Annotated in this window: 14 protein-coding genes; 13 read left to right on the forward strand and 1 reads right to left on the reverse strand. The window is 35.6% G+C overall.

What is annotated here, in order from left to right; genetic code table 11:
- Positions 1-255: 255 nt before the first annotated feature.
- The gene (locus RMO83_RS06380) at positions 256-1,437 is read left to right on the forward strand and encodes a hypothetical protein (protein ID WP_310558840.1); all 1,182 of its coding nucleotides are present in this window, start codon (positions 256-258) and stop codon (positions 1,435-1,437) included.
- 219 nt (positions 1,438-1,656) lie between these two features.
- On the opposite strand, the gene RMO83_RS06385 is transcribed toward RMO83_RS06380, so the two are convergent.
- Entirely contained in the window at positions 1,657-1,779 is a 123-nt protein-coding gene (locus RMO83_RS06385) for a hypothetical protein (RefSeq protein ID WP_310558841.1), read from the reverse strand.
- A gap of 62 nt (positions 1,780-1,841) precedes the next feature.
- Between RMO83_RS06385 and RMO83_RS06390 the strand changes: the two genes are divergently transcribed.
- From RMO83_RS06390 to RMO83_RS06445, 12 genes are all read left to right on the forward strand, one after another.
- Positions 1,842-2,462 carry a GNAT family N-acetyltransferase gene (locus RMO83_RS06390; protein WP_310558842.1) on the forward strand — a complete coding sequence of 207 codons (621 nt, stop codon included), beginning with the start codon at positions 1,842-1,844 and terminating at the stop codon, positions 2,460-2,462.
- Between the two features lie 145 nt (positions 2,463-2,607).
- Entirely contained in the window at positions 2,608-3,801 is a 1,194-nt protein-coding gene (locus tag RMO83_RS06395; protein ID WP_310558843.1) for an argininosuccinate synthase domain-containing protein, read from the forward strand.
- Positions 3,802-3,997: 196 nt separating this feature from the next.
- Positions 3,998-4,975 carry an N-acetyl-gamma-glutamyl-phosphate reductase gene (gene argC, locus RMO83_RS06400; protein WP_310558844.1) on the forward strand — a complete coding sequence of 326 codons (978 nt, stop codon included), beginning with the start codon at positions 3,998-4,000 and terminating at the stop codon, positions 4,973-4,975.
- A 116-nt stretch (positions 4,976-5,091) separates the two neighbouring features.
- On the forward strand, positions 5,092-6,228 hold the full coding sequence (locus tag RMO83_RS06405; protein WP_310558845.1) for an aminotransferase class III-fold pyridoxal phosphate-dependent enzyme: 1,137 nt from the start codon (positions 5,092-5,094) through the stop codon (positions 6,226-6,228).
- A gap of 19 nt (positions 6,229-6,247) precedes the next feature.
- Positions 6,248-6,427 (forward strand): hypothetical protein, encoded by a 180-nt coding sequence (locus tag RMO83_RS06410; RefSeq protein ID WP_310558846.1) that lies wholly within the window; start codon positions 6,248-6,250, stop codon positions 6,425-6,427.
- Positions 6,424-7,620: a glutamate-5-semialdehyde dehydrogenase gene (locus RMO83_RS06415; RefSeq protein WP_310558847.1), complete on the forward strand. Its 1,197-nt coding sequence runs from the start codon at positions 6,424-6,426 to the stop codon at positions 7,618-7,620. Before RMO83_RS06410 ends, RMO83_RS06415 begins: the two co-directional genes overlap by 4 nt.
- 33 nt (positions 7,621-7,653) lie before the next feature.
- Positions 7,654-8,412 carry a glutamate 5-kinase gene (gene proB, locus RMO83_RS06420; RefSeq protein WP_310558848.1) on the forward strand — a complete coding sequence of 253 codons (759 nt, stop codon included), beginning with the start codon at positions 7,654-7,656 and terminating at the stop codon, positions 8,410-8,412.
- A 2-nt stretch (positions 8,413-8,414) separates the two neighbouring features.
- On the forward strand, positions 8,415-9,365 hold the full coding sequence (locus RMO83_RS06425; RefSeq protein WP_310558849.1) for an N-acetylornithine carbamoyltransferase: 951 nt from the start codon (positions 8,415-8,417) through the stop codon (positions 9,363-9,365).
- Positions 9,366-9,426: 61 nt separating this feature from the next.
- Positions 9,427-10,245 carry an acetylglutamate kinase gene (gene argB, locus RMO83_RS06430; RefSeq protein ID WP_310558850.1) on the forward strand — a complete coding sequence of 273 codons (819 nt, stop codon included), beginning with the start codon at positions 9,427-9,429 and terminating at the stop codon, positions 10,243-10,245.
- A gap of 84 nt (positions 10,246-10,329) precedes the next feature.
- The gene (locus RMO83_RS06435) at positions 10,330-11,403 is read left to right on the forward strand and encodes a M20 family metallo-hydrolase (protein ID WP_310558851.1); all 1,074 of its coding nucleotides are present in this window, start codon (positions 10,330-10,332) and stop codon (positions 11,401-11,403) included.
- A 109-nt stretch (positions 11,404-11,512) separates the two neighbouring features.
- Complete coding sequence (argH, locus tag RMO83_RS06440) at positions 11,513-12,799, forward strand: argininosuccinate lyase (protein WP_310558852.1); 1,287 nt, start codon at positions 11,513-11,515, stop codon at positions 12,797-12,799.
- A gap of 161 nt (positions 12,800-12,960) precedes the next feature.
- On the forward strand, positions 12,961-13,302 hold the full coding sequence (locus RMO83_RS06445) for a hypothetical protein (RefSeq protein ID WP_310558853.1): 342 nt from the start codon (positions 12,961-12,963) through the stop codon (positions 13,300-13,302).
- Positions 13,303-13,405 lie beyond the last annotated feature (103 nt).

A 13,405-nucleotide genomic window follows, 5' to 3' on the forward strand; every position in this document is an offset into this window, starting at 1 on the left:
TGTGTAGAAACATAATTACAAGAGTAATGTTTTTCTAAAATTAATTTTACGCATTCAAGCTTAAATGCATAATCATACTTGACTTTTCTTTCCATAAAAATACCCCCAAATAGTGTCTAACTTTTTGGGGGCAGTCTATTTTTTACTAGTCGGATTTTTTTTGGCATTATTATTGGCTAAAAAAATTAGGAGGAAAAAGTCTAAGAAAATGACTTTCATAATTCAAAATTAAAGTAAATTAGCAAAAAAATTAACATGAGAAAACACTACTTTATATTCGCATTTTTAATCCTAACCTCCTGTGGTGTAAAACAAACTCAAAATTTATTGAGTTCAGGTAATTATGATGAAGCTATTAATAAATCAGTTTCAAATTTACGCTCAAATAAAGATAAAAAAGGCAATCAAGATTACGTTTATCTACTCGAAGAAGCATTCGCCAAAGCCAAAGAACGTGATTTAAATTCCATCAATCTATTGGAAAAAGAGAAGAATCCTGCCAACTTCGAAAAGATATACAGCACCTATATAGCATTAAACGAGCGTCAGGAAAAAATAAAGCCCTTACTACCTTTGAAACTTTTGAACGAAGGTCGAAACGCCATTTTCCCTTTCGAAAATTACAACGACCCCATTGTTGAAAGCAAAAATAATTTGTCTAAATATTTATATGCCAATTCCAAATCGTTATTAGCGACATCTGATAAAATGAATTTCCGAAAAGCATTCGACGATTTATCATACTTGAACCAGATAACTCCCAACTATAAAAATGTTCTCGATTTGCTGAAGGACGCACAATATAAAGGAACTGACTTTGTAAGCGTTTATACAAAAAATGAAACCAATATGATTATTCCAGTTCGTTTGCAAAATGATTTATTAGACTTTAACACGTACGGATTGGATTCTAAATGGACTGAATTCCACGGCAGCAAACAAAAAGGAATTACTTATGATTACGAAATGATCATTAGTTTTAGAGAAATACTAATTTCTCCTGAACAAATAAAAGAAAAAGAATTTATCAAGGAAAAACAAATCATTGACGGGAAAAAAAAGCTCTTAGACGTCAACGGGAAAGAAGTTCTAGACAATGCTGGAAAAGTGGTGATGGTTGATAATCTTCGAAATGTTACAGTTAGAATATTTGAATCTAGACAATTAAAATCCTGCCAAGTACAAGCAAAAGTAGATTATATTGACTTAAAAACCGGGAAATTAATACAGTCGTTTCCTTTGGCAAGCGAGTTTATTTTTGAAAATATTTATGCCACTTATAAAGGAGACCGGCGTGCCTCTGATGATAATTATTATTCCTATTTTGATAAAAGAGCTGTTCCGTTTCCAACCAATGAGCAAATGGTCTATGATACAGGCGAAGATTTGAAAAATAAATTAAAAAATATTATCCTACGCAATTCATTTAGAAACTAATCGGGGCCTATTTTATCAGAAATGTTTTGTTCGCAAATTCAACAATTAACCTCAAATTTGTTGTAAAAAAATCACGGCTTTTTTACTAAATTGTCGTAAATTTGCATCGATGAAAAAAACAAGTTTACATATAACTACTTTATCACGGATAAACAGATCTACGCCTTCTCCCGAAGTGCGGATGCTATTAGCTTAGTTTCCAAAAATGTTTGTTAATTTTTATCCATTTTTCATTTCTACTATTTTGATATTACATTCGTTATCTTTTGGATTTTCTAATCCATTGAAAAACATCACTTTTTGTAGTGTAACTGATACTTTTATTTGGAGTATGATGTACATTTGTACTGCTTTTGCAACAATTATAATATTTAATATTTTTAACCCAAACTTTGACTCTTGAAATGAGAATATCTGTAGTTATAGCCCAACAAGAACATTTCAAATATGCGCAAGAAATATGCGACACTATAGAAACTTCGGCTTTATTGAGAGGTACTGGAATTGCAAAAAGAACCCCAGATTACATCAAAAAAAAGATCCAAAATAGCGATGCTGTTATTGCGTTGGATACAAATGGTGTATTTGCTGGTTTCTGTTATATCGAAAGTTGGCAACACGGAAAATTTGTAGCCCATTCAGGATTAATCGTTCATCCCGATTTTAGAAACCACGGTTTAGCCAAAAAAATAAAAACCTTTGTCTTCAATTATTCTTTAGAAAAATACCCCGGAGCCAAAGTTTTTGGAATCACAACTGGCTTAGCAGTAATGAAAATCAATTCCGATTTAGGGTACAAACCAGTTCCATTCTCTGAATTGACAAACGATCCTAGTTTTTGGAAAGGCTGTCAAACCTGCGCCAATTATGAAATTTTAAAAAGCAAAGACAATAAAATGTGTTTGTGTACCGGAATGTTGTACGACCCAGAAGAAAAACCAAAAGACCCGCCAAAACATCCGTTTAACGTTCGGATTTGGAACCGATTAAAAGAAATTAAAGCGGCATTATTCTTAAAAAAGTAAATCCTCTCCCCAGCCCTCTCCGAAGGAGAGGGAGTTGAGCAACAAAATAAAAATTACAAATTATAAAATTAAACATAAACTCACCTTTACCACTAACGGCTCCCTCTCCTTCGGAGAGGGTTGGGGTGAGGAAAAAATAAACACAATGAAAAAAGTAGTACTAGCATACAGCGGCGGATTAGACACCTCATACTGTCTAAAATATTTGAAAAACGAACAAGGATACGAGGTTCATACCGTATTAATAAACACCGGTGGTTTTAACGATGCTGAATTAAAAGCCATCGAAGAGAGAGCTTATGAATTGGGAAGTGCCAAACACGCCAACTTGACTATTGTCGATAAATATTACGAAAAAGCAATCAAATATTTGATTTTTGGAAATGTATTAAAAAACAATACCTATCCATTATCTGTAAGTGCCGAAAGAGTTTTTCAAGCTATTGAAGCTATAAAATATGCTAAATCGGTTGGCGCCACAGCCATTGCTCACGGAAGTACTGGTGCTGGAAACGACCAAATTCGTTTTGATTTAATTTTCCAAACCATCGCTCCCGAAATTGAAATCATCACACCTATTCGTGACTTGAAACTTTCTCGTCAGGAAGAAGTAGATTATTTAGCTAAAAATGGCGTGTATTATTCTTGGGAAAAAGCACAATACTCAATCAATAAAGGACTTTGGGGAACGAGTGTTGGTGGTAAAGAAACGCTGACTTCTGGAAAACCATTACCTAGTGAAGCTTATCCTTCGCAATTGCAAAAAGATGGAGAAGAAAAAGTAACTTTAGAATTCGAAAAAGGCGAATTGGTTGCTGTAAATGACAAAAAAGACAAACCATCGAACAATATTGTGGCTTTAGAAAAATTGGCAAATGCTTATGCTATTGGTAGAGATATTCACGTGGGAGACACCATTATCGGTATCAAGGGAAGAGTTGGTTTTGAAGCTGCTGCACCTATAATCATCATCAAAGCACACCATTTATTGGAGAAACATACGCTTGGAAAATGGCAACAATATTGGAAAGAACAACTCGGAAACTGGTACGGAATGTTGTTTCACGAAGGGCAGTTTTTGGATCCTGTAATGAGAAACATTGAAACTTTCTTGGAGGACACTCAAAAAACAGTAAATGGAACAGTAACTGTTTCTTTGAAACCATATCATTTTTCGCTTGACGGAATAGAATCTAAAAATGATTTAATGAATACCGGTTTTGGTCAATACGGCGAAATGAACAACGCTTGGACATCAGACGATGCGAAAGGGTTCATCAAGATTTTAGGAAACGCACAGAATATATTTTCATCTGTAAATAATGAAACTTACGAGTAAATAAAAATTTAAACGCATAGAATCATAGTAAAAAGAATTAGATAGACCATTTTCTGTATTCACATAGTTATGTTTTACTTTAAAAAGTGAAACGCCTTATTTACTTAATAAAAACTATGTCTCGATGCGTTTAAAAATAATCAAATTTGAATTATAACATAAATAGTAATTCGAATACTTTTTAAAATTTAAAGATATGATTTCAATAGGTATTATAGGCGGTTCAGGATATACGGCTGGCGAACTCATCAGAATACTGATGTTTCACCCAAACGCTAAACTTGATTTTGTATACAGCACAACAAATGCTGGAAAACCACTTTCTGTCGCACACCACGATTTGCTGGGTGATATCGAAATGAATTTTACCGACACCATAAATTCTAATGTTGCTGTTGTGTTCTTATGTTTAGGTCACGGAAAATCAATTTCCTTTTTAGAGGAAAATCATTTTTCGGATGCAACCAAAATCATTGATTTAGGAAATGATTTCAGGTTGACAAAAGATAAAGGCTTTAACGGAAAATCTTTTGTTTACGGTTTGCCAGAATTGAACAAAACAGAAATCAAAAGCGCACAATATATCGCCAATCCAGGTTGTTTTGCAACTGCTATTCAGTTGGCTTTATTGCCATTAGCATTCCACGGATTATTGAAAGACGATGTTCATATCAACGCTACAACTGGTAGCACGGGAGCTGGAGTTAGCCCTTCGGAAACAACCCTTTTCAGTTGGAGAAACAATAATATGTCGCATTACAAAGCGTTCAATCACCAGCATCTAGGCGAAATCAATCAAAGTGTAAATCAATTGCAGGCGGATTATACAAACGAACTGATTTTTATTCCAAATCGCGGGGATTTTCCAAGAGGAATTTTTGCCACGCTTTACACTAAAGTTGAAGAAAGCTTGGAAGACATCGTAGCAAAATATCAAGATTTTTATAGAGATCAACCTTTCGTAACCATTACAACAACTGACATCAATATGAAACAAGTGGTACAAACGAACAAATGCATCATCAGTTTAATGAAAAAAGGAAACCGGCTTTTGATTACATCAATTATCGATAATTTAGTAAAAGGTGCTTCAGGACAAGCCATTCAAAATATGAATTTGATGTTTGGATTGGACGAAACTACAGGTTTACACCTGAAACCAAGTGGGTTTTAGCCCACCCCAACCCTCCCAAAGGGAGGGAGTTGAGCAATAAATGATATTATAACTATAAAAAGCAATTTCCCCGTTGCTAAGTTCCCCTCCTTCGGAGGGGTTAGGGGAGGCTAATTATGAACTTATTCGACGTTTACCCATTATACAACATTACACCTGTTAAAGCATTAGGCTGCAAGATTATAGACAACAAAGGCATAGAATATTTGGATTTATACTCTGGTCACGGCGTGATTTCTATTGGTCACACCCATCCCGAATATGTGGCAAAAGTAAAAGAGCAATTGGATAATTTAAGTTTTTACTCGAATGCCATTCAAAATCCGTTACAGGTAGAATTAGCAGAAAAGCTTGGTAAATTATCTGGCTTGGAAGAATACAGCCTGTTTTTGTGCAGCTCAGGAGCAGAAGCAAACGAAAATGCCTTGAAGCTGGCTTCTTTTCATACCAATAAATCAAGAGTAATTTCGTTTGAAAATGCTTTTCACGGCAGAACTTCGGCGGCAGTTGCAACCACAGACAATCCAAAGATTGTTGCACCAATGAATGCCCAACAAGTGGTTACTTTTTTACCTTTGAACGAAATTGAATTGGTAGAAGCTGAACTAAAAAAAGGCGATGTGGCTAGTGTAATTATCGAACCTATTCAAGGCGTTGGTGGTTTAGACCAAGGAACAACTGAATTTTTTCAAGCATTGGAAAAGGTTTGTAATCAATACGATGTGGTGTTAATTCTAGACGAAGTGCAATCAGGTTACGGTCGAAGCGGAAAATTCTTCGCTCATCAACACCACGGTATTCGTCCCGATATTATTTGTATGGCGAAAGGTATGGGAAATGGTTTTCCTATTGGTGGCATTTTGACTTCTCCAAAATTCAAACCTAGTTACGGTTTATTGGGAACTACTTTTGGCGGAAGCCATTTGGCTTGTGCCGCAGGAATTTCCGTTTTAGAGATTATCGAAAAAGAAAAATTAATGGACAATGCGACTAAAACCGCCGAATACTTTTTTGAAGCTATTAAAGTGGTCCCGGAAATTATAAAAGTAAAAGGAAGAGGATTGATGCTTGGGGTTGAATTTGATTTTGACGTTAGTGCGCTACGAAAGAAAATGATAATGGAAAAACATATATTTACAGGAAGTTCCAGTAATAAAAATCTTTTAAGAATTTTGCCGCCATTGACTATTAAAAAAGCTGATATTGATACTTTTATAGTTGCTTTGCAAGAATCATTAGAGGAATTGAAATGATTTTAAAAAAAAAACTAAAATGAATAATAAGACCAAACTATTGCTTTCTTTATTGACTTTAATATTTGGTTGGCTTTTAATGGGTATTGGTTACACAATCAAATTAGGACATCCCATTAATACTATTTGCTTTTTATTAGGTTTTGTATTGATTATAGTAGGAGTAGTATTTTTTATTAAAATAATAAAAGAAAAATGAACACATTATTATCCATAGAAAAAAGAAATGCTGTTTTAAACCGAATGGCAGAACTTCTAGAACAAGAAAGAGCCAACATTAAAAGTACTAATCAACAGGATATGACCAATTATTCTGGGGAAGATTTAGCTATGGAAAAACGTTTGTTGGTCGATGATGCTAAAATTAACGGAATGATTTTATCAATGCAACAATTGGCAAGCCAAGAAGATCCAGTTGGTGTGGAAAGATTTCATTTTGTACACGACAACGGACTTAAAATTACCAACAAAACAGCAGCTTTCGGAACAATAATGATCATTTACGAATCCAGACCCGATGTAACAGTTGAAGCAGGTGGAATTGCATTCAAATCCGGAAATAAGATTTTATTGAAAGGTGGAAAAGAATCTTTGTTATCGAATTTGAAAATAGTATCTCTTTGGCACCAAGCCTTGGAAGAACATAATATTTCAACGGATTGGGTCAAATATTTGAATTACAATCGTGCCGAAACTCAAGCTTTCTTGGAAAATCCAACACAAAGAGTCGATTTAATCGTTCCTCGTGGTGGCGAACAGTTGATTGCTTTTACCAAGAAACACGCTACTTGCCCAGTAATTGTCAGCGGTCGTGGCAATAATTTTGTATACATAAGCAAAGACGCCAATTTACAAAAAGCATTGGATATTATCATCAATGGCAAAACAACAAATATTGGCGTTTGCAATGCTTTGGACAAGGTTTTGATTGACTCCAATATAGAAAACTGGGAAGATTTTGCCGCGAAATTAGTAGACGAATTGCAGAAGTATAAAGTTGAAATTTTAGGAGACGAACAATTTTCAAAAGCAACTAATATTCCTCAAATCGAATCGGATTTGATTTGGTACGAAGAGTTTTTGAATTATAAAATTGTGATTGGAATTGTGGATTCCAACGATGAAGCAATTGCAAAAATCAATAAATATTCTGGAGGACATTCGGCTTCAATTATCACTGTAAATGATGAAGTTGCAAAAAAATTTATGGAACAAGTAGATTGTGCGGCAGTGTATCAAAATGCTTCCACCCGATTTACCGATGGTGGACAATTTGGTTTGGGAGGCGAATTGGCGATAAGCACAGACAAATTGCACCAACGCGGTCCAATAGGTTTGCAACATTTGGTTACTAACAAATGGTATATTTACGGAGAAGGACAGGTTAGGTAAAAAGTGCGAAGTTAGAAGTTAGAAGCAAAAAAAATGAAAAAAAGAATATTATTAAAGCTCGGAAGCAACACGCTCACCAAAGAAACCAATCACATTTCGAGAGGAAAGATTGAGGATATTGGAATGCAAATTGCCGCTTTACAAGACGAATATGAATTTATTATTGTAAGTTCTGGCGCCATTGCAGCAGCAAAACAGTTTGTAAAACTAGACAATCACGACAAGGATGTTTTTGTAAAACAGGCCTTGGCTTCTATTGGTCAGCCTCATTTGATGCGGATTTACAATGAAAATTTTAGCGATTTGGGTTTGCATACTTCACAATGTTTGCTTTCCTATTCTGATTTTGAAAAAGAAAAAACCAAAGAAAATATCGTTAACACAATTAATGTCTTAGTTAAAAACCGTTATATTCCAATTATTAATGAAAATGATACCGTTGCCACGGACGAAATCCAGTTTGGCGACAACGACAAATTAGCCGCTTTGACAGCCGTTTTATTGAACGTTGACATCCTAATCATTGCCACGAATACCAACGGGATTTACACCAAAGCTTCCATTAAAAATGAATTTCCTAAAACCATTGATTTAGTAACCGATTTAGAGCTTTTACAAAAAGAAATTGGAGATTCGAAATCGTCTCACGGAACAGGGGGAATGCAATCCAAAATTGATTCGGCGGCCATAGCCAAAGCAGCTAACATCGAAACTTGGATTATCAATGGCTTGGAAGACAACTTTATTTTGAAAGGGTTGAAAAACGAGATCGCATTTACAAAAATCATATAATTATGAACTTTATATCCATACAAAACATAGATTCGCTCGAAAACTGGGTGAAACAAGCTTTAAAAATTAAAAAGAATCCGCTTAAAAACAAAAAACTGGGAAAGAACAAAACACTGGTAATGTTGTTCTTTAATTCTAGTTTGAGAACGCGTTTGAGTACCCAAAAAGCAGCCATAAATTTAGGAATGAACGTGATGGTGATGAACTTTGGCAGTGAAGGCTGGACATTGGAATACGAAGATGGAGCAATTATGGATCAAGGCGCTTCAGAACACATCAAAGAAGCTGCTGCAGTAGTTTCACAATATGCTGACATTATTGCTATTAGGGCTTTTGCAGGTTTGGTGGACAAAGAAAAAGACAATGCCGAAACAGTAATTTCTGGCTTCTTGAAATACGCCTCTGTTCCTATCGTAAATATGGAAAGTGCCACAGGACATCCGATGCAATCTCTTGCTGATGCAATAACAATGGCGGAACATAAAACCGAGCACAGACCAAAAGTGGTTCTAACTTGGGCGCCACATCCAAGAGCTTTGCCTCAAGCAGTTCCCAATTCGTTTGTAGAGATGATGCAAAAACAAACCGAAATGGACTTTGTAATTACACATCCCGAAGGTTACGAACTCAATCCTGAAATCACCAAAGATTCCAAAATAGAATACAATCAAGAAAAGGCTTTCGAAAATGCTGATTTTATTTATGCTAAAAACTGGAGCAATTACAAGGAATATGGGCAGATTACGAACTCCGACCCGAATTGGACAGTTTCTGCCTATAAAATGAAACTGACCAACAATGCTAAATTTATGCACTGTTTGCCTGTGCGTAGAAATGTAATTGTGACGGATGAAGTGATTGACAGCGAAAATTCGATTGTAATCGAACAAGCGAATAACAGAACCTATTCTGCACAATTAGTATTGCAGAAGATTTTAGAAAATAGAAAATAGACTAAGAGATGATAGACTAATAGATGATAGACGTGATTTTATCAAATCTGAAATAAATACTATGACTTTAGATACCCAAAACCCAAAACCCAAGACCAAGAACCTAAAACCTCTTTCAATCATGAAAATTGGTGGTAACATCATCGATAATCCAACGGAATTATCACAGTTTCTATCTGATTTTTCCAAGATGGAGGGCAACAAGATTCTCGTTCACGGTGGCGGAAAATCGGCTACTAAAATGGCGCAAAGTATTGGCTTAACTCCGCAAATGATTGACGGACGAAGAATTACCGATCAACCAATGCTGGATGTAGTCGTGATGATTTATGCGGGTGAAATCAACAAAAACATAGTGGCGCAATTGCAAGCCAACAACACCAATGCAATGGGATTTTCGGGTGCTGATGGAAATTTGATTCAATCCAACAAAAGAAACCATCCCAGCATCGATTATGGTTTTGTAGGCGATGTTCAAAAAGTGAATACACCATTATTGGAAACATTAATCAACTATGGAATTGTGCCTGTTTTCTGTGCCATCACACACGATAAAAACGGACAATTATTGAATACCAATGCAGATACTATTGCCAGTGAATTGGCAATTGCTGCTTCGGAAGTTTTTGAAGTAACTTTGAATTATTGTTTTGAAAAAGCGGGCGTTTTATTCGATGCCGAAGACGATTCATCGGTTATTTCAACCATCAATCAAGAATTATATTCCAAATTAAAAGCCGAAAAAGCGATACATTCTGGAATGATTCCTAAATTGGACAACTGTTTCAATAGTTTGTCTAAAGGTGTTCAAAAAATACGAATTGGTCATCATAGGATGTTGAAAGATTCAAAGGCTATTTGTACAACCATAGAATTATAAAAGTTGATAGTTGCTGGTTGATAGTCCTTAAAAACGAACATTTGCCCATCAACCAAAAACCATCAACCACCAACCAAATCAAATATGAAAAACATAGCAACCCTAACCCAAGAAGCCATTGCACTCTTAAAAGCACTGATTGAAACTCCTTCCTTTTCAAGTGAAGAGGAGCAAACTGCGCTTTTAATTGAAAATTGGTTTACTCAAAATAACATTCATTTCGAACGGGAAAACAATAACATTTGGGCTTTCAATAAATATTTTGACGAATCCAAACCCACGCTTTTGCTCAATTCGCATCACGATACCGTAAAACCAAATCAAGGCTATACGAAAAATCCATTTGAAGCGATTGTAGAAGACGGCAAATTATTTGGACTCGGAAGCAACGATGCTGGTGGTTGTTTGGTTTCATTAATCGCTACATTTACTCATTTTTATTCCAATGAAAATCTGCCGCACAATATTGTAATGGTTGCTTCTGCTGAAGAAGAAAGCAGCGGAAAAAATGGATTAAACAGCGTTCTGAAACATTTGCCGGAATTGGATTGCGCTATCGTTGGCGAACCCACATTAATGCAATTGGCGGTAGCCGAAAAAGGATTATTGGTCTTGGATGTCATTGTAAAAGGCACGGCAAGTCACGCTGCACATAACAATCCCGACAATCCAATTTACAATGCAATGCCCGTGATTGACTGGTTCAAAACCTATCAATTCGAGAAAATATCCGATGTTTTAGGTCCGGTTAAAATGACCGTAACTCAAGTTTCCGCAGGAAAACAGCACAATGTGGTTCCCGCCGAATGTCATTTGGTGGTCGATATACGAGTGAATGATTGCTACAACAATACCGAAATTCTAGAAACCGTAAAAGCAAATGTAACTGCCGAAGTAACACCCCGTTCGATGCATTTAAATGCGTCATCCATTCCTGTTTCTCACGGATTAGTACAAGCAGGAATCGCTTTGGGAAGAACCACGTATGGCTCTCCTACCCTTTCAGACCAATCGGTTTTATATTGCAAATCATTAAAATTAGGTCCAGGAGAAAGCTTGCGATCTCACTCGGCGGATGAATTTATATATTTGCACGAAATTGAAGAAGGAATTCAATTGTATGTCAAAATATTAACTGATTTTTTTAACAATAATTAGAAGCTAATCCCGCTATTCGCTATATCTTTCCTTGCCTAAAGAAGGCAAGCAAAGGATACCGCTGCTATCGGGGCTAAAAAAACAAACTATAAACCAAAAACAGTGTAAAATGAAACTTTGGGAAAAAGGAATACCAACAGATAAACAAATAGAACATTTCACCGTTGGAAACGACCGTGAATTAGACTTGGTTTTGGCTAAATACGATGCTTTGGGTTCTATTGCTCACGCCAAAATGCTATGTCAAATCGGACTTCTGACCGAAGAAGAAACCGATTCTTTGGTTCTGGCTTTAGAAGACATCATCATCGATGCCGAAAAAGGAGAATTCGAAATCGAAGAGAGTTTTGAAGACGTGCATTCTAAAATTGAATATTTGCTCACTGCAAAATTAGGAGATGCCGGCAAGAAAATCCACACTGCACGTTCTAGAAACGACCAAGTTTTAGTGGACGTAAATTTATACCTTAAAGACGTAGTTAATGAATTCAAATTAAAAGTAAAAATATTGTTTGATTTGTTAATGAAATCGGCTGAGGAACACCAAAACGTGTTATTGCCAGGTTACACCCATTTTCAAATTGCAATGCCTTCCTCTTTCGGTCTTTGGTTTTCCGCCTACGCAGAAACTTTGATTGATGATATCACGATGTTGAATGCAGCGCTGAAAATCGTTGATCAAAACCCTTTGGGTTCCGCTGCAGGTTATGGAAGTTCCTTCCCTATCAGCAGAACTTTTACCACGGAAGAATTAGGTTTTGAAACCTTAAAATACAATTCGGTTGCCGCACAAATGAGCCGCGGAAAATCAGAGAAAACAGTGGCTTTTGCTATGAGTAGTGTTGCTGCAACTTTAGCGAAATTTTCTATGGACGTTTGCTTGTATATGAGTCAAAATTTTGATTTCATTACTTTGCCTGCGCATTTAACGACGGGTTCGAGCATTATGCCTCACAAGAAAAACCCGGATGTTTTTGAGTTGATTCGTGGAAAATGCAATAAGATTCAAGCCTTGCCTTATGAAATCACTTTAATCACCAACAATTTACCAAGCGGCTATCACCGTGATTTACAATTATTGAAAGAAGGTTTGTTCCCAGCGATTGAAAACCTGAAAGCTTGCTTGGATATTGCCATTTTTTCTATAAAAGACATCAGGGTAAAAGACAATATTCTGGCTGACAAAAAATATGATTACCTGTTCACAGTTGATACTTTAAACGAAATGGTGGTTGCAGGAATGCCTTTTAGAGATGCTTATAAAGCAGTTGCAGAACAACTGGAAAATGGCACTTTCCAATCGCCAAAAGAGACGAAACACACCCACGAAGGAAGTATAAACAACCTTTGTTTAGAGGAGATTAAAGAAAAAATGGAGCAAGCAATTGTTGCTTAAATTTTGTTCTAAAGAAGAACATCCTCAAGATTGTCGCACAGCATAGTTTACAGGAGCATAAAAATTTACAAAGAATCGTGGATATATTAAGAATTTCTTTTTCAGCTTACAACAGAGAAAAAAATCATTTTGGAAAATGTTTCATCTTAATTCAAGAAGAAATGTTTAATATTTCAAAAATATATAAGTTTTCAGTTTCAAAAGGCTATTACATATGTTCGGAAATTTTGATTGATAAATTAATAAATCAATTGTGTGAAAAAGAAAGTGGAGATTTTGTAAAGGCCTATCTTCTTGCAAAAAAGGAAGGCTTATCATTTAATGTTTTTTATGATTCTGGAAATTCAAAAATGAATTTATGTCGTTTTCCACGATTTGGCGAAACAGATTTTGAAATTATTGTTAACTTACTTGGCGGCAATAAAATTTCCGAGACGGAAAACCGGACCCCAGATTTTGTAATTAAAAACCATTATTGTCCGATAAAAAAGAAGCCAAATTAATGGCTTCTTTCAAAGAATCGTATTTTTGTATTGCAAAACATAAATTACGATGGACAAAAATAGCTATTTTTCGACAAAATCTGTTTTCGGACAGTTGATTTCT

Source organism: Flavobacterium sp. (assembly GCF_031423415.1).
Lineage (GTDB): Bacteria > Bacteroidota > Bacteroidia > Flavobacteriales > Flavobacteriaceae > Flavobacterium.